Origin of the sequence: Lactococcus sp. DD01 (genome assembly GCF_001578715.1) — a bacterium.
Lineage (GTDB): Bacteria > Bacillota > Bacilli > Lactobacillales > Streptococcaceae > Lactococcus > Lactococcus petauri.
Genome location: NZ_KQ968939.1, coordinates 1155277 through 1179556 on the forward strand (window position 1 = coordinate 1155277; position 24280 = coordinate 1179556).

Annotated in this window: 21 protein-coding genes; 3 read left to right on the top strand and 18 right to left on the bottom strand. The window is 39.4% G+C overall.

Annotation, left to right across the window (positions count from 1 at the left end; genetic code table 11):
- Positions 1–10: 10 nt before the first annotated feature.
- Positions 11–1948, bottom strand: a complete 1938-nt coding sequence (locus LACDD01_RS05585; protein ID WP_061413634.1) for a sucrose-specific PTS transporter subunit IIBC — start codon at positions 1946–1948, stop codon at positions 11–13.
- 182 nt (positions 1949–2130) lie between these two features.
- Between LACDD01_RS05585 and LACDD01_RS05590 the strand changes: the two genes are divergently transcribed.
- Both LACDD01_RS05590 and LACDD01_RS05595 read left to right on the top strand, forming a co-directional pair.
- Positions 2131–3546, top strand: a complete 1416-nt coding sequence (locus LACDD01_RS05590; protein ID WP_061413636.1) for a sucrose-6-phosphate hydrolase — start codon at positions 2131–2133, stop codon at positions 3544–3546.
- Complete coding sequence (locus LACDD01_RS05595; RefSeq protein ID WP_019292431.1) at positions 3546–4517, top strand: LacI family DNA-binding transcriptional regulator; 972 nt, start codon at positions 3546–3548, stop codon at positions 4515–4517. Before LACDD01_RS05590 ends, LACDD01_RS05595 begins: the two co-directional genes overlap by 1 nt.
- Positions 4518–4573: 56 nt before the next feature.
- Here LACDD01_RS05595 and LACDD01_RS05600 read toward each other — a convergent pair whose 3' ends face one another.
- The 7 genes from LACDD01_RS05600 to LACDD01_RS05630 form a co-directional block, all read right to left on the bottom strand.
- Positions 4574–5344, bottom strand: coding sequence for an ABC transporter permease (locus tag LACDD01_RS05600; RefSeq protein ID WP_019292654.1), 771 nt, complete (start codon positions 5342–5344; stop codon positions 4574–4576).
- On the bottom strand, positions 5337–6263 hold the full coding sequence (locus LACDD01_RS05605; protein WP_061413638.1) for an ABC transporter ATP-binding protein: 927 nt from the start codon (positions 6261–6263) through the stop codon (positions 5337–5339). The genes LACDD01_RS05600 and LACDD01_RS05605 overlap by 8 nt, the downstream gene beginning before the upstream one ends.
- On the bottom strand, positions 6260–6805 hold the full coding sequence (rnmV, locus tag LACDD01_RS05610; protein ID WP_061413640.1) for a ribonuclease M5: 546 nt from the start codon (positions 6803–6805) through the stop codon (positions 6260–6262). The genes LACDD01_RS05605 and rnmV overlap by 4 nt, the downstream gene beginning before the upstream one ends.
- A complete protein-coding gene (locus LACDD01_RS05615) occupies positions 6802–7575 on the bottom strand; it encodes a TatD family hydrolase (protein WP_061413642.1) in 774 nt (257 codons plus the stop codon). The genes rnmV and LACDD01_RS05615 overlap by 4 nt, the downstream gene beginning before the upstream one ends.
- A gap of 134 nt (positions 7576–7709) precedes the next feature.
- Entirely contained in the window at positions 7710–8108 is a 399-nt protein-coding gene (gene spx / locus LACDD01_RS05620) for a transcriptional regulator Spx (protein WP_003134024.1), read from the bottom strand.
- Positions 8109–8269: 161 nt separating this feature from the next.
- The gene (locus LACDD01_RS05625) at positions 8270–8800 is read right to left on the bottom strand and encodes a hypothetical protein (protein WP_019292658.1); all 531 of its coding nucleotides are present in this window, start codon (positions 8798–8800) and stop codon (positions 8270–8272) included.
- A 59-nt stretch (positions 8801–8859) separates the two neighbouring features.
- Positions 8860–9237 carry a VOC family protein gene (locus LACDD01_RS05630; RefSeq protein ID WP_061413644.1) on the bottom strand — a complete coding sequence of 126 codons (378 nt, stop codon included), beginning with the start codon at positions 9235–9237 and terminating at the stop codon, positions 8860–8862.
- A gap of 179 nt (positions 9238–9416) precedes the next feature.
- On the opposite strand from LACDD01_RS05630, the gene LACDD01_RS05635 reads away from it, so the two are divergent.
- On the top strand, positions 9417–10016 hold the full coding sequence (locus tag LACDD01_RS05635) for an ATP-dependent Clp protease proteolytic subunit (protein ID WP_003134020.1): 600 nt from the start codon (positions 9417–9419) through the stop codon (positions 10014–10016).
- Between the two features lie 45 nt (positions 10017–10061).
- On the opposite strand, the gene LACDD01_RS05640 is transcribed toward LACDD01_RS05635, so the two are convergent.
- The 10 genes from LACDD01_RS05640 to LACDD01_RS05680 form a co-directional block, all read right to left on the bottom strand.
- On the bottom strand, positions 10062–13481 hold the full coding sequence (locus LACDD01_RS05640; protein ID WP_061413646.1) for a pyruvate carboxylase: 3420 nt from the start codon (positions 13479–13481) through the stop codon (positions 10062–10064).
- Positions 13482–13797: 316 nt separating this feature from the next.
- A complete protein-coding gene (locus LACDD01_RS05645; protein ID WP_061413648.1) occupies positions 13798–15021 on the bottom strand; it encodes an FtsW/RodA/SpoVE family cell cycle protein in 1224 nt (407 codons plus the stop codon).
- Between the two features lie 132 nt (positions 15022–15153).
- Positions 15154–15300: a 50S ribosomal protein L33 gene (gene rpmG, locus LACDD01_RS11530; protein ID WP_014024306.1), complete on the bottom strand. Its 147-nt coding sequence runs from the start codon at positions 15298–15300 to the stop codon at positions 15154–15156.
- Positions 15297–16487 (bottom strand): multidrug efflux MFS transporter, encoded by a 1191-nt coding sequence (locus LACDD01_RS05650; RefSeq protein ID WP_061413650.1) that lies wholly within the window; start codon positions 16485–16487, stop codon positions 15297–15299. The genes rpmG and LACDD01_RS05650 overlap by 4 nt, the downstream gene beginning before the upstream one ends.
- 46 nt (positions 16488–16533) lie before the next feature.
- A complete protein-coding gene (gene coaE / locus LACDD01_RS05655) occupies positions 16534–17139 on the bottom strand; it encodes a dephospho-CoA kinase (protein WP_019294150.1) in 606 nt (201 codons plus the stop codon).
- A 146-nt stretch (positions 17140–17285) separates the two neighbouring features.
- Positions 17286–17468: a hypothetical protein gene (locus LACDD01_RS05660; RefSeq protein ID WP_061413652.1), complete on the bottom strand. Its 183-nt coding sequence runs from the start codon at positions 17466–17468 to the stop codon at positions 17286–17288.
- A gap of 623 nt (positions 17469–18091) precedes the next feature.
- On the bottom strand, positions 18092–20425 hold the full coding sequence (gene pflB, locus LACDD01_RS05665; RefSeq protein WP_061413654.1) for a formate C-acetyltransferase: 2334 nt from the start codon (positions 20423–20425) through the stop codon (positions 18092–18094).
- A 247-nt stretch (positions 20426–20672) separates the two neighbouring features.
- Positions 20673–21230 carry a ribosome hibernation-promoting factor, HPF/YfiA family gene (gene hpf / locus LACDD01_RS05670; protein ID WP_003134010.1) on the bottom strand — a complete coding sequence of 186 codons (558 nt, stop codon included), beginning with the start codon at positions 21228–21230 and terminating at the stop codon, positions 20673–20675.
- 122 nt (positions 21231–21352) lie between these two features.
- Positions 21353–23803, bottom strand: a complete 2451-nt coding sequence (locus LACDD01_RS05675) for an ATP-dependent Clp protease ATP-binding subunit (protein ID WP_061414148.1) — start codon at positions 23801–23803, stop codon at positions 21353–21355.
- Complete coding sequence (locus LACDD01_RS05680; RefSeq protein ID WP_019292666.1) at positions 23793–24245, bottom strand: CtsR family transcriptional regulator; 453 nt, start codon at positions 24243–24245, stop codon at positions 23793–23795. Before LACDD01_RS05680 ends, LACDD01_RS05675 begins: the two co-directional genes overlap by 11 nt.
- Positions 24246–24280 lie beyond the last annotated feature (35 nt).

A 24280-nucleotide genomic window follows, 5' to 3' on the forward strand; every position in this document is an offset into this window, starting at 1 on the left:
CTCCTTTTCTTCAAATTAATGAAAGAATTTTTTCCTGTTTTACTACTTCTGCATATTCCTTTAACACTAAAATATCGTTATAATCAGACGAATTTGTAATCATCATCATTACCATATCCTCTAACCCAGCTTCCTTGATAGTCTTTCTGTTAAATGTTCCAAGCAAGTCACCTTTTTTAACTTTTTGGCCTGCCTTCACATTTTGGCTAAACCCTTTGCCCTTCATCGTGACCGTATCAATACCAATGTGAATCAAGATTTCTGCTCCACTTTCGGTTTTCATACCATAGGCATGACCCGTTTCGTAAGCAATCACAATTTCTCCATCTGCTGGCGCAAAGACATGATCATCTGCAGGTTGGATAGCGACACCTTTGCCCATTTTTTCTGTGGAGAAGACAGGATCATTGACCTGCGAGAGTGGAAAAGCTGTGCCATTGATTGGTACGAAAATTGCTTCCTTTTCAGAGTTTTCTATATCTTGCATTTCAGAAGTGGGCTTCTCTACCTGAGGCTCCTCAATTTTTTTGTTTTCAACTTGTCGTCCGTAAATCAAAGTAACAATGAATGCAAGGATAAAGCTAATCAAAATAGCGAACATAAACTGCAGATTGTAGCCTGCTTTAATGGAGATAAAGCCAATCAAACCGGCAGAACCTAGGCTTACACCCAGCACATGAAAAAGCCCCATAAATAATGAACCAACAGCGGAAGCACCAAGTGCAATAAAGAATGGATATTTAAGTTTTAGGTTGACCCCAAAGAGGGCAGGCTCAGTTATCCCTAAAAGGGCGGAAAAACCAGCTGGAGCTGCGAGCGCCTTTGTTTTAATATTTTTTGTCAAGAAGAAGATCGCGAAGGTTGCACCTGCTTGTGCCATATTGGCTGCGGCTGCAACCGGAAAAATAAAGTCCCCACCAATACCCGAATGCTGATAGTTAGTGATAAGCATGGTTTCAATTGCTGAAAAGCTTTGGTGTAAACCTGTCAAAACAATCAGTGAGTAAAAGCCGCCAAATATGAACATTCCTAAGGCACCTAAGGTGTCATAAAGGCCAACCAAGCCATCTGTTAAACCATTTGATACAAAACGAAGTGCAGGACCAATTATGGTAAAAGTGAGAAATCCTGTAATAATTACCGAAAGCAATGGTGTGAAAGTGAAGTCAACTGCGTTGTTCAAATGTTTATGGAAAAAGTTTTCCAGCTTTGCAAGGACAAAAGATACCCCAATAACAGGAAGTACTTGACCTTGATAACCTGCCTGAGCAACATTTAAACCAAATATATTCCAGTAGGTCATTTCATTGTTTGCAATAGCTGTGGCCACCGCATAACCATTAACAAGCGATGGCATCACCATAATCATCCCGATAACCGCACCAAGATAGGGATTTCCTCCGAAACGTTTGGTAGCCGAAAATCCTATAAGAACAGGCATAAAGGCAAATGGTGCTGCACTCATAGCATTGACAATGTCTGCAAATCCTTTCCAAGCTGGAAACATTTCAACAACTGATTTTGCTGCAAAAAGATTCTCAGCGGTAAGAGCGTTATTGAGTGCCATCAATAAACCACCTGCAACAAGAGCGGGAATCAAAGGAACAAAGATATCTGAAAGAAGTTTGACTAATGCCATCACAGGATTTGGTTTGCTTTGGCTGTTTACAATCTCTTTTAAATCAGCTGTCGACGCCTCTTTTACTCCTGTAAGTTTGACAAATTCCTCATAGACTTTATTGACATCACCAGGTCCCACAATGATTTGATATTGTCCCGCCGTCTCAAAAGTTCCTTTGAGATCTGGGTCATTGTCTAAGGCTTCTTGATGAATCAATGAGCTGTCTTTCAGTACAAGGCGCAAGCGGGTTGCGCAATGTGCCGCTGCTTGAATATTCTCTTCTCCCACAGCAGAAATAATCCGTTCAGCAACTTGTTTGTGGTTCATAGTTTTCTCCTAAAATTTATTTTGGTGTCGCTTACATAACACATTTAATCACTTTACAAAAAATATGTCAAGCGTTTAACATAAAATAAAATATTATTTAAATTAATCAAGTTTATAAATTGACTTTTACATGAAAAACGTTTATCATAAAAATAAAATATGACGATAAGGAAATACAAGAAATGACATGGACTACCACTGAACGATACCGTGCTTATGAAAGCTATTCTGAGGATGAATTAAAGACCTTACGCGAACGTGTTGCTCAATCCCCTTGGCACTCAACTTTTCATATTGAGCCAGAAACCGGTCTTCTCAATGACCCCAATGGTTTTTCATTTTTTAATGGCAAATGGCATCTCTTTTACCAACATTTTCCATTTGGCGCTGTGCATGGTTTGAAGTCATGGGTACATTTGACTTCTACAGATTTGGTGCACTTTGAAAAATCAGGACTCATTCTCTACCCTGATACGAAATTTGAGAACGCTGGTGCTTTTTCTGGTTCTGCTTTTCCTCTTGATGATGCACTTTTTATCATGTACACAGGAAATCATCGTAAAGAGGATTGGACACGCATACCTTATCAACTTGGTGCTAAGTTGGATAAAGAAAATCAGCTAGAAAAGTTGCCAGAGCCTATAATCTATCCCAATTTCTCAGAAACAACTGATCACTTTCGAGATCCACAAATTTTTCAACACCAAAAGAAACACTATATGCTGATTGGTGCACAATCTGTCGCCGAAGAAGGAAAAATAAAGATTTATCGCTCTAAAAATGAGCAATTAACAGCTTGGGAAGACTTAGGATTTTTGAATTATACTTCAGAAAAGATGGGCTATATGATCGAATGTCCCAATCTTATCTTTATAAATAACACACCGGTCCTCATCTTCTGCCCCCAAGGCTTGGATCAATCAATCTGCTCTTATGGCAATATTTACCCCAATACCTATCTTATTGCCGATTCTTTTTCTGTTGATAAAGAAGTCCGGTTAATGGGCGACAATAGGATAGAAAATCTTGATTATGGCTTTGACTGTTATGCCACACAGGCTTTTAATGCTCCTGACGGCTCTGCTTATGCTATTTCTTGGTTAGGTTTACCAGATACAACTTATCCGACAGATCAGTTTGGCGTGCAAGGCGCCTTGTCTATGGTCAAAAAACTAAGTATTAAAGACGGAAAGCTTTATCAAACTCCTGTAGATGAAATGAAAAATTTACGCAAGAAAGCAAAAGAGTTTTTACTCAAAGAAGAGCTTATTCCTACACATAATGCTTTTGAAATGGAAATTGACCTCAAGTCTGAAGAATCACACCATTTGAATATCATGGCAAACGCTTCTCATGAAAGTGCACTGGAAATCCACATTGACAAGGAAAATGATTGTTTCACGGTTAAAAGAAATTATGAAAAAAGGACAGTAAATGTTAAAATAGAAAAAGTTAATCTATTTATAGATAAATCTATTTTTGAAATTTTTATTAATGATGGAGAGAAAGTCTTATCGGGGCGTGTATTTCCTAACAAAGAACAGTATTTTATACAAAGTGAAAAACCGATAAATATTAAAATGTGGGAACTGAATTAGTGGTTAAACTTGAAGATGTTGCAAAAAAAGCGGGTGTAAGTTTGACAACCGCTTCGCGTGTGATTAATAACAAAGGGTACTTAAGCGACACAACTATTGCTAAGGTTGAGGCCGCAATGCGTGACTTGCATTATGTCCCAAATGCTGCAGCCCGCTCTTTACAAGGGAAATCTTTAAAATTAATTGGTCTCGTTTTTCCTAATATCCAGAATGTATTCTATGCAGAATTAATCGAAAAAATTGAACAGGCACTCTTTCGAAGAGGTTATAAAGCCATGCTGGCAACAACTGAGCACGACGAAAGGAAAGAAAGAGATTATTTAACTTTACTCCTTTCTAACCAAGTGGATGGTATCATTTATGGAAGTCATAATTTAAGTACTAACGATTATACTGCAATCCACGCACCTATCGTATCTTTTGACCGCATCCTCACTGCCCAGACTACTATCGTTAGTTCAGATAATTTGCAAGGCGGTCGTTTAGCAACAGAAACTTTGATAAAAAACGGGAACAAAAAAATTGCTATTTTTACCGGCAGTGACAATACTAATTCGCCCACGCGCCTCAGACGTGAAGGCTATCTCTCTGTGATGAAAAAGCATGACTTAGAACCTCATGTGATTAAAATCCCAACAAGTTTAACTTTTCTGAATAAAAAAGAAGAAATCAAGAGAATTTTAAAAAAATCTGACTTTGACGGGATTTTCTGCACAGATGACTTAACAGCACTTCTTGTGAAAAATCTAGCGGCGGCAATGAACAAAGATATAAGTATCATTGGCTTTGACGGCACAGAGTTTATCAGGGAATATCATCCAGACTTGACGACAGTGAAGCAACCTATTACAGATTTGGCGGAGCTTTTAGTCGACTTAGTTATTCGTAAAATCCAAGGAGAAACAGTCGAAAACTCTTATAAACTTCCTATAACTTTACATCAAGGACGAAAGCCTTTCGAAGAAGAATAAAAAAAGGAAAACCAATCGGTTTTCGCTTTTTTATTTTAACTTTCTTTATCTTACTTTCAAGATCTCAAACCACGACCACGTTCAATAAAGTAATAGCAAACGGCATAGAGAGCAATGACAAAACCAAGTAGCACAAGCAAGCTAATCCACAGGGCAACATCTTGCACACCTAAAAAGCCATAACGGAAACCTGAAATCATATATACGATCGGGTTGACTTTCGAAATGTCCTGCCAAATTGGGGGTAACATAGAGATAGCATAGAAGACACCACCGAGATAAGTCAAAGGTTGTAAGACAAATGTTGGCACGATCGAAACATCATCAAAAGAACGCGCAAAGACACCATTAAGAAGCCCAGCCAAGGAAAAGAGGAAAGCCGTCAACAACAGAGTTACAATAATTACGAGCCAAGACTTCACAACTAAAGGAACAAAAAGCAACGAAATGATAGTCACTAACGTCCCAACGAAAATACCTCGAAGACTTCCGCCGGCCACAAAGCCTAAAATAATCACATGTGTAGGCACTGGAGCGACGAGTAATTCTTCAATATTTTTTTGAAATTTTTGCGAAAAGAAACTCGAAGAAACGTTCGCATAAGAGCTAGTAATAACAGACATCATGATAAGTCCGGGCACGATAAATTGCATATAAGAAAAACCATGCATATCACCGATTCGTGAACCAATCATTTTACCAAAGATAATAAAATAAAGTGTGGTCGTAATCACTGGTGGCACAAGAGTTTGCACCCAAATACGCATAAAACGTGTGACTTCCTTGATAGCAAGAGATTTTCCTGCAGTCCAGTAGAGTTTAAACATTTTTTCCCTCCTCTTCATGGGTAAGCTTAACAAAAAGCTCTTCTAGACGGTTTGATTTATTGCGCATGGAGAGGACCTGAACACCTTGTGCAGTTAGTTGTTCAAAAGCAGCATTGATGCCCTGGTTGCGTTCAATCTTAAGCTCCAAGGTCTGGGAATCCACCAATTTCATCTCATATCCAATAAGCTCTGGTGCTTGCCCTTCCGCTTTAATATCGAGAATAAATGTTTCCGACTGTAATTTCGATAGTAAGTTTTTCATACTTGTATCTTCAATTACTTGTCCAGATTGGATAATTCCAATATTTCGGCAAAGCATTTCTGCTTCTTCCAAATAGTGTGTCGTCAGAATAATTGTTGTGCCTGAAGCATTGAGTTGTGCGAGAAATTCCCACATTGAGCGGCGAACATCAATATCAACACCCGCTGTTGGCTCATCCAAAATCAAGAGCTTAGGCTCATGCATCAAGGCACGCGCAATCATCAAACGACGTTTCATCCCACCAGAAAGACGTCCTGCACGATCATTACGCTTTTCCCAAAGTTCCAACTGTGTGAGATATTTTTCTGAGCGTTTGAGCGCTTCCTTACGAGGTACACCATAGTATCCGGCTTGATTGACTAAGATTTGTTGAACCGTTTCAAACTGATTAAAGTTAAACTCTTGGGGCACAAGTCCGAGTTGTTGCTTAGCCTGCACTAGATTTTTATCAATATCATAGTCAAAGACTTTAACTGTTCCAGACGTTTTATTCACGAGTGAAGTAATAATACCGATAGTAGTTGATTTCCCTGCCCCGTTAGGACCAAGCAAGGCATAAAAATCTCCTTCTTCAACTGCTAAATCAATACCTTTTAAGGCTTCCGTACCGGAATCATATACTTTTCTTAAGTTTTTTATTTCAAGTGCTTTTTTCATTTATAGCCCTTCATTATTTCTTCTATTTGTTGAAGCTCAATCCCAAACATGTTAAGTCTTTTGAGGATTTGCTTGCCATTAGCATAACCTATGCGGAGTTCTTCACAGAGATATTCCCGACGTTGGCGACTATCAGAGCGGAGGACAAGACCAAAGTTAATAAGATCTGCTTGAACCACAGTCGGCTCGATATTCGCGCCTCCTGTCAAGTATCCCAAAGCTTTTTGCAAATCTTCATACTTGGCATGTTCTACTCCGAGAGAACCTTTACCTTTAGGTCGTGCTTCTTCACGTTTCAAAAAGGCATGCTGCGCCTCAGGAATAGCTTGCATAATAATCTTACGGATGCGTTCCCCTTGAAAATCTGGATCAGTAAAAACAACAAGCCCTCGTCTCTCTTGTAGGACCTTTAACCGCTCGATATCAGTCGCGTCTATACTACTTCCACCAGTTTCATAGGTATCCAGATCATAAAAGCGCTTCAGGTTCCTTGTGTCATCTCGCCCTTCAACGACAATAACTTTTTCGATTTTTTCTTTCATGAGGACAAACCAAAAACTTTCAGTGCATTTGCATAGGTTTGCTCAGCCACTTCTTCCAAGCTAAGTCCACGAAGTTCTGCAATTTTCTCTGCTGTATAACGTGTGTAGCCTGGCTGATTTTCCTTACCGCGATAAGGCATTGGTGAAAGATAAGGGGCATCAGTTTCCACAAGTATGCGATCTAAAGGAAGCTTTGTAGCTGCTTCTTGGACATCAAGAGCCTTTTTAAATGTCACAACACCTGAGAAAGAAAGCATTAGACCAAGCTCCAGAAACTGTCGGGCCTCTTCATAGGTACCAGAAAAGCTGTGCATGATTCCTCCACGAGAGCCAACGCCTTCAGACTTTATAATTTCATAAGTATCAGCTAAAGCATCACGTGTGTGTACCACAAAAGGAACATCTGCTTCTTTTGAAATTTGAATTTGGCGCCGAAAACTTTGTTCTTGCAGTTCTTTCGATTCGACCATCCAATGATAGTCTAAGCCAATTTCGCCCACTGCCAGCACCTTATTTTTTTGCAAATTTTCCAGCAGATACTGCTCTGCAGCTTGATCAAAGCTTCCACATTCATCTGGATGCCAACCAATCGTAGCATAGCATTCTTCATGTTCTGTAGCAAGCTTTATCGCCCAATCATTTGTTTTACGATCCACTCCGACAATATTCATGCGATGAACCCCTAGCTCATGTGCCTGAGTAATAATTTCCTTTTCTCTACCAATAAATTCATCTGAATTGAGGTGTGTGTGCGTGTCAAAAATATCCATTCTTCTATTATAACCCAAAATAAAGCAAATCTTATCTTAGAAAAACCGCTCTATTTTAAAAAGAAATTTTCCTTTACTAAAAGCATGCAGCAAAAAACACCCGCTCGGGGTGTTTATAATAATTGCATTTGCTTTTAGATGGCATTGCGCAAACGAGCGCCGCCATTTTCTAAAATACGTACTGTACGCGGTAAAAAAGCACGGATTTCTTCTTCGTTGTATCCCACATGTAGACGTTTTTCATCCATAATGATTGGACGGCGCATGATTTGCGGATTTTCTGAAATGATTTTGATGGCTGCTGAAAGCGACAAGTCTTCAAAATCAACGCCTAAGGTCTTCACAAAGCGATTACGGCTAGAAATAAGCCCTTCCACACCATCATCACACTTTTCAAGAATACGACTAATTTCTTCTGCTGAAAGTGGGTCGCCAATGAGGTTACGTTCTTGAAATGGAATATTGTGATAAGTAAGCCAAGTTTTAGCTTTTTTACAACTCGTACAAGATGGGGCCGTATAAATAGTAAGCATCCCTCTCTCCTTTATATTAATATGGAACAATCCATGATCTTATTTATAATACCTAGCGGTATTAGCATTTGCTATTATAGCACAATTGACAGACAAAAAAAAGACCCTTTCCCTTTTTATTCTAAAAAAATCTGTCCTATTGGACAGATTAAAAAAAGTATTTAAATGTTATAATACTGGCGTTTTAACATAGATGGATAAATGTTCTTTGCTTCTTCCAGTTCTTTTTTCTTATTCTCAATATCTTCCGTAATTTCGACCGAAAAATTTTCAAAAATAGGACGTGCTTCTTTGAAAATATAGCCGCCATTTTTCAAATCTTGTTCATCTTCGAAAACAGCCAAATGGTGGGATAGATTTTTAAAGAAAGTACTTAAGAAATAAGCGGGGATGTACAAATTATACATTGAAGTATAATTTTTCAAAAAATTATAGTCGTAAAACGGCACTTTTACATCACTACGGGGATTAACGATTTCTTCATCATCTCCAATAATCGGACGGTTCAAGATTTCGATAATTTTTTGATTCAAGGTGTTTCTGACTTCAATTTCGCGTAAGAGTTTCTCAATGGCTAAGCGCTTCTTATAGCGATTTTCGTCAAAACGTTTGTAGATATACATGCCCGCAATAAAAAGCCAAGCACCCGCAATCATAGCAATAATCATAGAAATAATAAGTTCTGAATTCATACTATTATTATAACAAAATGACTAATATTTTAAAACTCATTTCTCCAGAATTTATATAGCTAAGCTGTTATTTCGATCTTATTTCCCTCAGGATCGAGAATAACGGCTTCATAATAGCCATCGCCAGTTCTCCGTGGTCCAGATAAAACTTCAAAGCCTTGTTCTAAAAATTCTTGAGCCCGCTTGTCTACCTCGGCTTCATCTCCCACCTGTAAAGCAAGATGAGCAAAACCCAGACCTTCAGGCATTATCTTTTCAATATCTGCACGATGCATGAGCTCTACACGTGCCCCTTCTTCAAAACTCATAAAATATGAAGTAAAGCCTGTTTTAGAGTTGTGATATTGCTGACCCGCCCTTGCAGAAAAAAAGGTTTCATAAAAATGCCTCATCTTCTCTAAGTCTCTTACCCAAATTCCGATATGTTCAACTTTCATCTTTTTATCTCCTTGACTCTATTATAATATACTCCGACAGATAAAAGTGTTCCTTTCTTTGAAACATTTTACTTTTGAAAAGATATCTTCATTTCCTCCTTTTTAATCGTACTTATTTTTTGACCTTTTTTGACCTTTGATTTATAATAGAATAAAACATTGAAAAAGGAGACTTATCTATGGGATATTTAGTACCTACTGTCATCGAGCAATCAAGCCGTGGTGAACGCGCATATGACATTTATAGCCGTCTACTGAAAGACCGTATCATCATGTTGACAGGCCAAGTTGAGGATGGTATGGCCAACTCAATCATCGCACAACTCCTCTTCTTGGATGCCCAAGACAGCACAAAGGATATTTACCTCTACATTAACACACCTGGTGGTTCTGTTTCTGCTGGACTTGCAATTGTTGATACTATGAACTTCATCAAATCTGACGTTCAAACAATTGTTATGGGTATTGCTGCATCTATGGGTACAATCATTGCTTCTAGTGGTACAAAAGGCAAACGTTTCATGTTGCCGCATGCTGAATACATGATCCACCAACCTATGGGCGGTACTGGTGGTGGTACACAACAAACCGATATGGCTATCGCAGCAGAACACTTGCTCAAAACACGTCGTACTTTAGAAAAGATTTTGGCCGAAAACTCTGGTCAGTCTATGGAAAAAGTACATGCTGATGCAGAACGTGACAACTGGATGACAGCCCAAGAAACATTGGATTATGGTTTCATTGACGAAATCATGGAAGCCAACAGCTTAAAGTAAAGTAAAACAAAAAAACGTTCAACCTAAGAGTTGAACGTTTTTCTTTTATTGCTCACGTAGTTCGATAAGAAGATCTTTCGTCTGAATCGCTTCTCCTGCTACGGCATGAATTTCTTCAATCGTAGCATCAAACGGTGCTTCGATGGTCGTCTCCATCTTCATTGCTTCTGTAACTATCAGTGCTTGTCCTTTTTTGACCTGATCTCCTTTTTTCACTAGGATATCCAAAACAGATCCCGGCATGGTTGCACCAATTTGTTGTGGATCGGTGCTGTCAGCCTTGCGCTTCGCAACAATTTGTGTTTTGATCGATTGATCATTTACACTAATTTCACGTCTTTGACCATTAAGGTTAAAGAAGAGCACACGATTTCCTAAAACATCTGGCTCACCAATCTCATCAAGACGAATAATCAGAGTTTTACCTTTCTCAATCTGCACCTCAATTTGCTCACCCATACGCATACCATGGAGGAAGGTTTCCGTATCAAGCAAGGTTACTGAGCCAAAAGCATCTTGCATTTTTTGATAATCCAAGAAGACTTGTGGGTACATAATGTAGCTTAAAACTTCATGTTCTTCAGCTGGGTAACCTAATATGTCTGAGAGTTCCTTTTCCACTTGTGCAAAGTCAACGGCTGGCGCGTGAAGACCGGGACGATCTGTTAACGCTTGTTTACCTTTGAGAACCAGCGATTGAAGTTTCTCTGGGAAACCACCTACAGGTTGACCTAAATCTCCTTGGAAGAAGGAAACAACTGACTCTGGGAAGTTTAATTCTGCGCCTTTTGCATAAACATCTTCTTCTGTGAGATCATTTTGCACCATAAAGAGTGCCATGTCACCCACAACTTTCGAACTTGGAGTCACTTTAATAATGTCACCAAACATCATGTTCACTTTGCTATACATAGCTTTGACTTCATCAAAACGAGCATCTAAGCCAACTGCAGCAGATTGTGCTTTAAGATTGGTATATTGTCCCCCTGGCATCTCATGTCTGTAAACTTCTGTTTGCGGGCTCGTAATTCCAGCTTCAAAAGGCGCATAATAACGACGCGTATCTTCCCAATAATGGTCAATTTGTTCCGCGTTAGCAATATGCAAAGCCGCATGACGTCCACCATGCTCCAAGGCATAATAAAGTGACTGCATAGAAGGCTGCGATGTGCCACCAGCAAGTGATGCGGTCGCCACATCGACGATATCTACACCTGCCTTAATCGCACCCGAATAAGTAATAATACCATTACCTGCCGTATCATGTGTATGCAAATGAATCGGCAAATCAACTGTTTCTTTCAGTGCTGTTATCAGTACATAGGCAGCTTGTGGCTTCAGAAGACCAGCCATATCCTTAATTGCAAGAATATGAGCACCGCTAGCTTCCAATTCTTTAGCTAGGTCTTTATAATACTTCAAGTCATATTTTTGACGTGTTTTATCTAAGATATCGCCAGTATAACAAATCGTTGCTTCAGCAATTTTACCCGTGTCACGCACAGTTTGGATAGATTTTTCCATTTGCGGCAGCCAGTTAAGACTATCAAAAATACGGAAAACATCGATTCCCTCAGCTGCTGCTTTTTGAATAAACTCCTGAATAACATTATCAGGATAATTTTGATAACCTACTGCATTTGAGCCGCGGAACAGCATTTGGAAAAGTGTATTGGGCATCTGGTCACGCAATTTTCTTAAGCGATACCAAGGTGATTCATTTAAGAAACGGTAGGCGACATCGAAAGTTGCCCCGCCCCACATCTCTACAGAGAATAGGTCAGAAAGACCTTGATCTACAGAGGTTGCAATCCCCTTCATATCTTGTAGACGCAAGCGTGTGGCTAAAAGACTTTGGTGTGCATCCCGAAAAGTTGTATCTGTGAGCAAAACTTCATGTGAACCTTTAACAAAGTCTACTACGGCTGCAGCACCTTCTTGATCAAGGATATTCTTTGTTGTTGTTTTCTGGAGAAGCTCAATTTCAGGTTGACGAGCAGGTTCAAAATAACGCTTCTCTGTTTTGTCAATCCCTGGGAATCCATTCACGGTAATATTCGAAATATATTTCAAGATTTTTGTACCGCGATTACGTTTGCGAGAAAACTTGAAGAGTTGTGGTGTATTGTCAATAAAGGTTGTCGTTGCTTGACCACTGGTAAACTGCTCGTCCTCAATAACATTTTCCAAAAACGGGATATTCGTTTTTACCCCACGAATGCGGAATTCACGTAAGACACGCTGCATCTTATGCACCGCCTCTTCAAAATCTGTCGCATGAGTACAAACCTTGACTAAAAGACTGTCGAAATAAGGCGTCACTTCATATCCTGCATAAGCATTACCTACATCAAGACGTACACCAAATCCGCCTGGTGAGCGGTATGTGTTAATTTTTCCTGTATCTGGAAGGAAATTATTTTCGGGATCTTCAGTCGTGATACGGCACTGGATGGCTGCACCTAGACATGGAATTTCATCCTGTGCAGGAATTTTGATATCTTGATGCAAATCCTTGCCTTGAGCAATAAGAATTTGTGCTGTAACAATATCGACACCAGTAACCATCTCCGTAATCGTATGTTCTACTTGGACCCGTGGGTTAACTTCAATAAAGTAAAATTGATTATCTTTAACTAAAAACTCAACTGTCCCTGCATTAACATAACCCACAGCTTGGCAAAGTTGGACAGCTGCTTGACAGATTTCATTTCTAAATTCTGGATCTAAGCCTACAGCTGGTGCAATTTCGATGACTTTTTGATTACGGCGTTGCACAGAACAATCTCGCTCATGAAGATGAACAATATTGCCATGTGTATCTCCCAAAATCTGTACTTCGATATGTTTTGGATTTTCAATATATTTTTCAACGTAAATTTCTGCTGAACCAAAAGCTGTTTGTGCTTCAGACTTGGCACGCGCATAACCGTCACGCATCTCTTCGTCATTGCGAGCAACACGCATTCCACGTCCGCCACCACCGAGAGCTGCTTTTATCATGACAGGATAACCATAGGTTTCAGAAAAGGCAAGAGCCCCATCCAAATCGACAGCTCCATCCGTTCCTGGAATACCTTGAATTTGCGCTAAATCCGCTGCTTTCTTAGCTTTAATTTTATCGCCAAAAATATCCAAATGTTTTAAATCTGGCCCTACAAAAACTAAGCCAGCTTCACGGACCTTAGTCGCAAATTCTAAGTTTTCAGAAAGTAAACCATATCCCGGGTGAATTGCATCCGCTCCTGCATCTAGAGCAATACGAATAATATCATCCGCATCAAGGTAAGCATCTATCGGTTTTTTACCTTGTCCGACTAAGTATGCTTCGTCTGCTTTGAAACGGTGTACCGAGTACTCATCTTCTTTTGCATAGATGGCTACAGTGGACAAACCCAGTTCATTACAGGCACGAAAAACACGAATGGCAATTTCACCACGGTTGGCAACGAGCAGTTTTTTCATACAATCCCCTATCTTTATTTCCTAAATATGTTGTGTAATATGGTTGACGATACCTTATAATTCAATTTCCTTCTTGCTTTAGCAAGATAGAGGCATGAGTATTACGACCTGACGCAGTAAAAACATTTTTTGCGAAGGAAGTAGTAAGACTCTAGCAAATCTCCATAAGAGTTTGCGTTTGGCTCTTCTTGCTTTAGCAAGATAGAGGCATTGAGTATTAGAAAGCATCAGCAACCAAATTATGAATTTTCACAACATACAAACTTTATAAAAAAAGCTAATTTGATTAGCTTTTTCTTAACTTTAGCATTTAATATTAAACATTTTTAGCATATGTACTTGAAAGCTCTCTGACTTCTCTACGTTTTTCATCTGCCGAAATGTTGAGTACGAAAGCAATCCCCAAAGACAACACAAGGAATGATGATCCTCCTTGCGATAGGAATGGGAATGTTACCCCTGTTTCCGGAATAATTCCAAAGGCTCCCCCAATATTGATAAATACTGAAATCAAAAGGGTAGAACCAATACCGATACAGATCATCGAATTAAACGCACTTTTTGCACGGATACCGACCATTAAGATACGAACAATCATAAAGAACAATACGCCGAGAACAAGAATCCCTCCGATTAGACCCAGCTCCTCAATGACAATCGAGAAGATAAAGTCCGTGTGCGCTTCAGGTAGAAAACCGTTTTTCTCAATAGAGTTTCCGAGTCCACGACCAAACCATCCGCCATTACTTACGGCGTAATAGGAGTTGGCCATTTGGTGACCATATGTTGATAAGCCTCCGAACGGATTAACCATTGCCTTAAAACGTGCATTGACATAGTGTCCCGGGATAACATCCCCACCTACGGCATAAAGGTAGGCAATAAAGGCAACCATCGCTCCCAAAATTATCTTGCCATAGCCACTAAACCAACGCCAAGAGATTCCACTCGAAGCAATCATTACTCCTGTAATCATCGCCATAATAGAAGCATTACCCAAGTCTGGCATGATAACCAAAATCCCTAACATTACGAGAATCGCAGAGCGCCATCCACCAAATAGTTTTTGCCAAATAGTTTTCCCTTTGAAAATTGCTGCGATATCTTTTTCATATATTTCATCCTGCTTTTCGGAAAAGACAGAAGCCAGATACCACACAACGAAAAATTTTGCATATTCAGCAGGTTGAATCGTCCCCACACCTGGGATAGGAATCCAGCCATGAGCGCCATTTGCGGAAGTATTTGGCCCGACACGCGAATAAATCATGGCTGAAATCAAAAGAAATAAAACCCAGCCAATCATTTTTTTACTCTTAAGGGCCCGGAGTTTCATCCGGTAAATCACTGCAATAGCAACAAAACTCAGCAACATAAACGCGCCTTGGTTGATTGCCATTTTATAAGGTGAAAGTCCCTTCGCCAGTTGATATGGGACTGTTGCTGAAAAAACCATCACGATACCTACAGCTGACATTATCAGGTAGGGAATCAAAATAGAATAGTTCAGGAAGTTTGCTTTCTTCAATCCATCATTCATTTTATGTTATCATTTCATTTCTATTATTTTTTAACATTTTTTATTATACCATTTTTTCAGTTTCATTTTTACAGATGTGCAATTATTTTAAAAATAAATGGTTTTTCTAGAATGAAAAATACTTCATAGCACTTAAACTTCTCGGTGTAATGTAACCATGCGCTCTTTTGGACAAAACTTCATCGTTTCGACTTTATCAGGGTTGCTGCTTTTATTCTTACTACTGATATAATTTTTACTCTTACAACTTGTGCAAGCTAAAGTTATTTTCACTCTCATTCTACGATGCTCCGCTTTCTTAAATATTTCCGGAAATTAGCCAAGGACCAAAAGAAATTAACCACTACGAAAAGACTTGTCACAATAAACGCCATCCGATAGGAAACCCAGCCTGCAATTGCTGAGCCAACGATTGGACCTACAACAACACCAAAGTTAGAAAACATTTGGTTATAGGCAAAGATCCGTGACACACCTTCCTTAGGGGTGATTTTAGCCAAAAGGGAATTGACGGAAGGCATCAGAGCACCCGTGCCGAACCCCAGCATAAATCTTAAGATTCCTAATTGAAGAGGGGTTTCTACAAAAGCCATCGGTAAATACATAGCGAAACTAAAAGCTAAACCGATTAAAATCAGTCGATGTGCGCCATATTTGTCTCCTAATTTACCCAATGTACTAGAAGACATCATTGCAGATAAGCCAACTGCAGATACAATAAGACCTGAGATAAACATTAAGTTATTTGTATTTGTAGTCAATGTTTTGATGTAAAGGGTCACAAATGGTTCTATTGATTGTGTGGTGACTTGGATAATGAAGCTGGTAATAAGTAAGCCAAAAAGGATATGCTTGTTACTTACACGATTGACAATTTCCTTTGTAGATAACATATTATCTTTCGTTACAGGTTCAAAGTTTTCATGAACAAAAAAGACAGTCAGAATTGTTGCAAGAGCTAGCAGACTCCCAACGATAAGGAAGACATTCGCCATCCCAAACCATTGTGCCAATAAACCACCGATAGAAGGGCCAATCAAAGTTCCCGTAATCATTGCAGTGGATAAGACTCCCAGGGCATAACCTGAACGTTCTTTCGGTGCTTGAGAAGCGATCATTGCTGTCGAGTTGGGAATAAATCCTGAAAAGAAGCCCATAAGACTGCGCATGAGCAAGAGCCACCAATAGCCACCCATATGATGAGAAAAAGCAATCGCAGACATGGTAAAGGTCATGGCAAAAGAAGCTCTGACCATCATAGGTTTCCGGCCGTATTTGTCCGCTAATTTTCCCCACATAGGAGCAACTAAGCCTGAGACCAAAGCTGTCGAAGCAAAAGCAATACCAGAAAACAGCTCCACATTAGAACCCGTCACACCTAGGCTTTGAATATACAGGGGCAAAAATGGCATCACCAGTGAAAAAGATGAGCCCACAATAAAGCAGCCAATCCATGTAATCCACAAATTTTGTTTCCAATTAACTTTTCTGTTTTTTGTTGATTTACTCGTTTTAATCCCTCTTTTCTACTGCTTTTAACAGTTCTGTGATTTTTTCATAAGTTTCAGGAATTGTTCCTGAACTGTCAATAATACGTGTGGCATACTTCTTCTTTTCTGACAAAGGCATTTGAGCTTTGATACGTGCTTCTGCCTCTTCTTTTGTCATATTATCCCGACTCATGATACGCTCAATTTGGATACTTTCTGGAACAGCTACTAACCATATTTCATCAAAACCATCATAAGCCTGTTCGATGAGTAAGGGAATATCCATAATTATGGCCTTTTGAACCTTATCATCCTTCAAAAGTGCTTCACGTCTCTTATAAAGTTCTTGGCGAATAATATGATTTTGGAGCAATGCTAGTTTTTCTCGAGCTTCATCATTTGAGAAAATTAAGTCGCCCAATTTTCGCCGAACTAACAGTCCTTTCTCATCAAAGTAGGCAGGGCCAAATTCTTGTAGAATCGCCTGATATAAGGAGCCACCTGGTGCTTGTAATTCACGAACCACTTGGTCCGCATCAATGATCGGATAGCCCTGAGAACGCAAAAAATCAACCGCCGTTGATTTCCCAGAAGCTATTCCACCTGTCAAACCGATTACTTTCTTCATAGCTTTATTATAGCACAACTCATGATACGATATTCAGTAATTACGACCCCATGAAGCAAAAACAATATTTCTTCTTAATCAAAAAACGCATGAGATTAGACGTAAAGCACATCAATTCATACGTTTTCACCCTATCATTCTACTGGCTAAAGCAGGTTCTCAAATTCCTCTTCGATAGTTTTTACAAGCTTAGAGTGTCCATTTGACCTTAGCGTCTCCAATTCATTAAGAATTTCACGTCCATTATCCCCAGTATAGAACTTCACACCGTACAAGCGGACATTGTCATCTTCAACGATTAGATCTGCTGGCTTTATCTTAGCCAGCAAGTCTTCTTTCCACTGATCCTTATAAACAAAAGCTTGTCCTTAGGCTCAATATAAATTTGAATAATTTCATTTGAACTTCCATGATGATGAAGGGAAGTTCTATTTTTTTGCCATATTTTTGTTACATTTATAAAGTTTTTACAAATAATATAATGAGAGTAAAACTCTCGTGTCTTATGTTACTCTGTACCTGTCGCCTGCAAATACTAGTCATGAGAGGTGGACAGGTTATGATGACATTCCTACTCTCTGTAGAAGGGAAAATTCTTACTGATGACTGTTTGGGTTTGGATAGTTCTTGATGTTGTAACAATTGCTATCGATCTCTTCAAGATTTGGAAAGAATACAAAAACGCTAGTCCCAAAGACTAACGTTTAACCCATCTACAGAGAACTAAGACACGTGGCCGTTGGAGCGGTCAGTTTTTTCGTGTTGTTCTGTATAGAATGATTATAACAAAAGTCGCATAGGAAGGCAAATTGGGGAACAATTCGTGATAATTTGACTTACGGTTTAGACGATACATACAGTGCGCATTATGACAAAAATCAAAGAGGCGGCTTTTAATATAAGAGGAAGCAAAAAACAACCTATCCAAAGGATAGATTGTTTATGCATTTCATTAAATGTTTGATGTGTGCATTACTTCATCATCATCTTGTGAAAGAACTTCGTGGAACACACGTTCAGTCAATTCTTGTTTTTGTTCTGGTGTGAGGTATTTAGTGTTTACACAGTAACCAGAGATACGTACGATAACGTCTTCGCCAGCCATAATTTTGCTGTAAACATCTTTAAGATCCATAACGTTAAGGTTAACGTGTTGTCCACCTTGTCCGAAGTAACCGTCAAGGATTTGAACCAAGTTATCTACTTGTTCGTCACGTGTTTTACCAAGTGCACGTGGAGAAACTTGAGTTGTCAATGAGATACCGTCATTTGCATGAGCAAATTCAAGTTTCGCCAAAGAGTTCAAGTTTTGGAGCCATCCACCGCGCGCTTTGTTTGATGGGTTAGCACCTGGTGAGAAGAATTCTACTTTAGATTTGTTCACTGAACCATCTTCATTGAGGAATACACCTTTATGAACTGGTGAGTTACCTGTTTGTTTAGAGTAAGCCACGTTTGAAGTGATTGTCAAGAGTGAAACTGTAGCTTCAGCATTTTTGTAAAGTTTGTGTGAAGCTAGTTTTTCATAGTACATCTTCATCAAAAGTTTAGCGATATCGTCTACACGGTCATCATCTTCACCGTAACGTGGGAAGTCGCCTTCAACTTCGTAGTCATAAATATAGCCGTTTTCATCACGAATAGTTTTAACTTTCGCATATTTGATTGCTGAAAGTGAGTCAACTGTATTGGCGAAACCACAGATACCGAAGCCCATGTTCGCACGAACACGTGTTGGCAAGAAGGCCATTTGAACGGCTTCATAGTTGTATTTATCAGTCATATAGTGGATGATGTTCATTGCATCCACATAAGTATCAGTCAACCAAGTCAATGATTTGTCAAAGTTTTCCATAACTGTTTCGTAGTCAAGGACTTCGTCAGTTACAGGTTCGATATCGAACACTTTGTAGTCTTTGTGAACATCGTCATAACCACCGTTCAAACCAGTAAGCATCGCTTTCAGAACGTTAACACGTGCACCGAAGTATTGGAGGTTGTGACGTTCGTTTTCATTTTCTGGGTCAAGTGGTGATACACAACATGAGATACAAGACATTTCGCCGTAGCCTTCTTTAGCCATTGTTTCTACACCTTCATATTGAATAGAAGAGTGTTTATGAGACATTGACATTGCATAACGTTTGAAGGCATGCGGTAATTTATCAGACCAAAGTACTGTCAAGTTTGGCTCTGGAGCGTTACCGATTGTATCCAATGTGTTAAGGAAACGGTAGTCCATTTTTGTAACACGGTGACGACCGTCATTACCCATACCTGCCATTGATGTTGTGATGAATGTTGGGTCACCAGAGTAAAGTTCATCATAAGCAGCAGCACGCGCGAATTTCATTGTACGAAGTTTCAATACGAAATCATCAACGAATTCTTGAATTTCTTGTTCAGTGAAAGTACCACGTTCGAGGTCACGTTCAGCAAAGATATCAAGAACGATTGGCACACGTCCAAGTGATGTAGCCGCACCATTGATAACACGACATACAGCCATGTAAGCAATATTGATCCATTGGATAGCTTCTTTAGTGTTCAGGGCCGGACGACGAACGTCAAGTCCATAAAGATCACCAAATTTAGCAACTTGATCAAGTGCTTGGTATTGCATGTTGATTTCTTCTTTAAGACGGATAGTTTCTTCTGTAATTTCAGTGATTGCATCCCACTCGCGTGCTTTTTCTTTCATCAAGTAGTCTGCACCGTAAAGTGCAAGACGTGCGTAAACACCGATGATACGTCCACGTGAATAAGCATCTGGCAAACCAGTTACTGTGTGTGCGTGACGTGCTTTACGGATAGCTGATGTATAGGCACGGAAGATACCATCATTTACAGAAGTCATTGTTGTATCCAACACTTCGTGCAATTCAGGATCAACGCTAAGTCCGTGTTCTGTCAAGATTTTTTCTGCTACACGAAGACCACCTTTTGGCATGAAGTTCAAACGGAAAAGTTCGCTGTTTTGCATACCGTAGATTAATTCGAGATCTTTGTTTTCAGGATCGATGTAACCAGCAGGAATTTTGTGAATAGAAGTCACACGATCAGTATCGAATGGGAATCCTACTTCTTCATAGTGCGCTTTTGTTGTTTCGATAATATCTTTTACTTTAAGCGTACGTTCTGTTGGCCCTTCGAGGAAACTTTCGTCTCCATCATAAGGTTTGTAGTTGGCTTGAACAAAGCGTGTAACGCTTGCTTTATCTTGCCAGTCTGATCCTTTGAAACCTTCCCAGGCTTGCTCAAAGATTTCTTTAGTTTCTGTTTTCATGTAGAAAATCTCCTTTGGTCTTTCTGTTTCAGATTACGCTTTTATTATATCATACAGTTTACTAATTTCAAGGGATATCTGGGAATGTTTGCACTTTCTTTACTAGTACAGTTTGAATTTTAAGTTAAACTGTTATATTTATGGTAAACGATTACAGATGTAAAATGTCACAGAAGTACAGAGATAACAAAAAAAGCCAAGCTTTTTTGCTTGACTTTTTTCTTGATACAGTTTCTGTACTTAAATCTTATTTGGTTTCGATTAAACCAATGTTGCCATCTTCACGACGGTAAACGACATTAGTACTGTCTGTATCTGCATCTGTAAAGATATAGAAATCATGTCCTAACATGTCCATTTGAAGGACTGCTTCTTCAGCATCCATTGGTTTCAAGGAAACATGTTTTGTACGAACAATCTTTACTTGATCTTCATTTACTTCTTCAGCTTCATCAAGTGGTGCAAACTCGTCTCCGAAAGCTTGTCCAGTAGGAACATTAATCTTAGATTTACGGTTTACACGTGTTTTATACTTGCGAATTTGACGTTCTAGTTTTTCTTCAACAAAGTCAATAGCTGCATACATGTCAGCTGCTGTATCTTCTGCACGCAAAGTTACATTTTTAGCAGGAACGGTAACTTCTGCTTTGTAACGTTTGTCGGAGTAAACTTTAAGATTTACATAGGCTGTTACTTCATGACCATCGTTAAAGTATTTTTCAAGTTTTCCAACCTTATCTTCAACATATGAGCGGATTGAATCTGTTAACTCAAAATTTTCACCACGGATATTATATTTGATCATAGAGTCTACCTTAACGGCTCTTGTATTGAACCTTCACTGTTTTGCAGGCGCTGGACAGTCAAGTTTTAAGAACCGTCCTTTCTTTATTTCTAATTTAATTATAATATATAATCGCTTACAAGTCAATCAATAACACTTATTCTAATCTTTTTATTAGAAGAACCAATCGAAATCGTATCCCCTGGATGAATTTCGCCGGCAAGCAATTGTTCACTGAGCGTGTCTTCAACCTCACGTTGCAGAGCTTTACGCAATGGGCGGGCACCGTATTCAGGATCAAATCCTTTATCAGCAATAACTTTCAAAGCAGCAGGTGTAAATTTCACTTTGATATTTTGATCTTTCAAACGCGATACAAGAGATTTACTCATGATTTTCACGACTTGTTCAATCTCTTTTTCTGTCAGTGAATGGAAAACGATAGTTTCATCAATACGATTGAGAAATTCTGGACGGTACTGTTTCTTCAGCTCTTCCATGATTCTTGCTTTCATAGCTGGATAATCCGTTGAAATTGATTTAGCCCCAAAACCAACCGTTTTATCATCACGAATAGCCGTTGCACCCAAGTTAGATGTCATAATGATAATCGTATTTCTGAAATCAACTTTACGTCCTTTGGTGTCTGTAACGAAACCATCATCCAAAATTTGTAACATGATATTGAAAATATCAGGATGGGCCTTTTCGACTTCATCAAGGAGGATAACAGAGTAAGGCTTATTACGGACTTGCTCTGTCAATTGCCCACCTTCATCGTAACCTACATATCCAGGAGGTGCTCCGATAAGACGCGATGTCGAGAATTTTTCCATAAATTCACTCATGTCTACACGAATCATATTTTCTTCACTGCCAAAGACACTTTCCGCTAAAGCCTTAGCAAGCTCTGTCTTCCCAACTCCTGTCGGACCAAGGAACATAAATGAGCCCAAAGGACGTCTCGTATCGGCAATACCTGAACGTGCACGTCTAATAGCACGAGAAACAGCAGAAATCGCTTCTTCCTGTCCAACCACACGTTTATGTAACTCTTTTTCTAAGTTAATCAGACGTTCACTTTCTGTTTTCGTCATCTGTTGGAGCGGGATTCCTGTAAGGTTAGAAACGACAGCATAAACATCGCTTTCCTCAACCAAAGGATTATCATTTTCCGATACTGTAAAATTATCAATCTTGTGCGTTAGTTTTTCAATATCTTTTTCAACCCCTTGCGCTTCAACAATATCAAGAGCAACAACTGCTTTTTGTAATCTCAGCTCTTCCGCTTTTAATTCTGCTTTTAACTCGTCTAACTTAGTGTAATTTGTTTTACTCGTGATTTTAACTTTGGCTGCTGCTTCATCAAGAAGATCAATAGCTTTGTCTGGCAGACGACGACTAGGCATATAGCGATTACTCAAGCTGACAGCACGCTCCAAAGCCCCTTCTTCAAATTTGACTGTATGGTAAGCCTCAAATTTTTCTTTCAAGCCTTGTAAAATCGCAACCGTTTCCTCTTCTGAGGGTTCTTCGACATTGACACGGGCAAAACGGCGTTCTAGGGCTTCATCTTTTTCAATATATTTTTGATATTCTTGATAAGTGGTAGCACCGATGAGTTGGAACTCGCCCCGTGCTAATGCTGGTTTTAAAATGTTTGAGGCATCGTTGACCGAGTCCATGCCGCCACCAGCCCCAATGATTGTATGCAGTTCATCGATAAAGACGATAACATCTTTATCGTGTGTCACTTCATCAACAATAGCCGTCAAACGATCTTCAAATTCACCACGGAATTTTGTCCCCGCTACGACCATCGCCATATTTAAAGCCATAATGCGGCTACCACGTAAACCTACAGGAACATTTCCTGCAGCCACACGTGTCGCAAAGCCTTCAATAATCGCTGACTTACCAACACCTGGCTCACCAACAAGAACAGGATTATTTTTTGTTCGACGGCTCAAAATGTGGATAAGACGTTCAACTTCACGCTCTCTTCCAATCATGGGATCAAGCTTTCCTTCACGGGCTGCTTTTGTCAAATCTGTTGATACCGTGTCTAAAGTAGGCGTTGTCGTTGTTTCGGACACTTTCCCCGACAGGTTTCTTTTCGAAGCTGGTGTCACCGCTTTACGGCGTTCTGGCACGCGTAGATATGCTTTTTGCTCTAGCTTTTTGCGGAGGTTAACGATATTGATGTCTTGCTCACGTAAAAGTTGTCCTGCAAAGCTGGCTTCATTTGCCAACAGCATATATAAGAGATGCTCGGTCCCGATGCGGTTTTTATCATTATTTTGAGCCAGTGCTCGTGCTTGCTCAATAATCGTTTCCACTCTTGGACTAAGCTTTATTTCTGATTTTTTTGTCTTCACTTGACTTGAAAAATCTTCGATGTCGATTAACATTTCTTCCAAATCAATCTTTTCTGAATTAAGTAGCGTAAATGCCAATGAAGCCGGGACCTCAGCCAAGGCAGCCAATAGGTGCGAGCTTTCAACCCATGCGTAGTTAAACTTGTGCGCATAGTCGACAGACTTCTCAAGCACTTTTACGACTTGTGGTGTAAAGTCCATTTCATTAAATTTCATCATCACGATCCAATCTCTGTAGTATTTTTATCATCATTTGTGCTCGACAACTGTTAGAAATATCACTATCAGCTAAAAGCAAAAGGAGAAGATTTCCTTCTCGTTCAGTCAAAATGTTTTCATCAAATAAAAGTTGCAAGACATCTTGTGCCATACTTTCGGTCAAGTTGGCAGGCAACTTCTGTGCTAAATCAAGCAAGAATTCATGCTTTGCCGAATAATGGTATTTGAATATTTTGATATAGCCGCCACCACCACGCTTTGACTCAACATCAAAGCCTTTAGATGGGGTGAAACGGGTTTTAATCACATAGTTAATTTGCGAAGGAACCACGTCAAATTGACTGGCTAAATCTGCACGTTTAATCTCAATCTCACGTGCCTCTTCTAGCAGTTTTCGCAAATAAGCTTCGATAATATCTGAAGTATTTTGGGCAGACATAGAACCTCCAATCTTTGACCTTTATTGACTATTAT

What these genes read in the sequence shown, in the direction of transcription:
- LACDD01_RS05585 (WP_061413634.1), bottom strand. Translation starts at nt 1,948, where the DNA reads ATGAACCACAAACAAGTTGCTGAACGGATTATTTCTGCTGTGGGAGAA.
- LACDD01_RS05590 (WP_061413636.1), top strand. Translation starts at nt 2,131, where the DNA reads ATGACATGGACTACCACTGAACGATACCGTGCTTATGAAAGCTATTCT.
- LACDD01_RS05600 (WP_019292654.1), bottom strand. Translation starts at nt 5,344, where the DNA reads ATGTTTAAACTCTACTGGACTGCAGGAAAATCTCTTGCTATCAAGGAA.
- LACDD01_RS05605 (WP_061413638.1), bottom strand. Translation starts at nt 6,263, where the DNA reads ATGAAAAAAGCACTTGAAATAAAAAACTTAAGAAAAGTATATGATTCC.
- rnmV (WP_061413640.1), bottom strand. Translation starts at nt 6,805, where the DNA reads ATGAAAGAAAAAATCGAAAAAGTTATTGTCGTTGAAGGGCGAGATGAC.
- LACDD01_RS05615 (WP_061413642.1), bottom strand. Translation starts at nt 7,575, where the DNA reads ATGGATATTTTTGACACGCACACACACCTCAATTCAGATGAATTTATT.
- spx (WP_003134024.1), bottom strand. Translation starts at nt 8,108, where the DNA reads ATGCTTACTATTTATACGGCCCCATCTTGTACGAGTTGTAAAAAAGCT.
- LACDD01_RS05625 (WP_019292658.1), bottom strand. Translation starts at nt 8,800, where the DNA reads ATGAATTCAGAACTTATTATTTCTATGATTATTGCTATGATTGCGGGT.
- LACDD01_RS05630 (WP_061413644.1), bottom strand. Translation starts at nt 9,237, where the DNA reads ATGAAAGTTGAACATATCGGAATTTGGGTAAGAGACTTAGAGAAGATG.
- LACDD01_RS05635 (WP_003134020.1), top strand. Translation starts at nt 9,417, where the DNA reads ATGGGATATTTAGTACCTACTGTCATCGAGCAATCAAGCCGTGGTGAA.
- LACDD01_RS05640 (WP_061413646.1), bottom strand. Translation starts at nt 13,481, where the DNA reads ATGAAAAAACTGCTCGTTGCCAACCGTGGTGAAATTGCCATTCGTGTT.
- LACDD01_RS05645 (WP_061413648.1), bottom strand. Translation starts at nt 15,021, where the DNA reads ATGAATGATGGATTGAAGAAAGCAAACTTCCTGAACTATTCTATTTTG.
- rpmG (WP_014024306.1), bottom strand. Translation starts at nt 15,300, where the DNA reads ATGAGAGTGAAAATAACTTTAGCTTGCACAAGTTGTAAGAGTAAAAAT.
- coaE (WP_019294150.1), bottom strand. Translation starts at nt 17,139, where the DNA reads ATGAAGAAAGTAATCGGTTTGACAGGTGGAATAGCTTCTGGGAAATCA.
- pflB (WP_061413654.1), bottom strand. Translation starts at nt 20,425, where the DNA reads ATGAAAACAGAAACTAAAGAAATCTTTGAGCAAGCCTGGGAAGGTTTC.
- hpf (WP_003134010.1), bottom strand. Translation starts at nt 21,230, where the DNA reads ATGATCAAATATAATATCCGTGGTGAAAATTTTGAGTTAACAGATTCA.
- LACDD01_RS05675 (WP_061414148.1), bottom strand. Translation starts at nt 23,803, where the DNA reads ATGAAATTTAATGAAATGGACTTTACACCACAAGTCGTAAAAGTGCTT.
- LACDD01_RS05680 (WP_019292666.1), bottom strand. Translation starts at nt 24,245, where the DNA reads ATGTCTGCCCAAAATACTTCAGATATTATCGAAGCTTATTTGCGAAAA.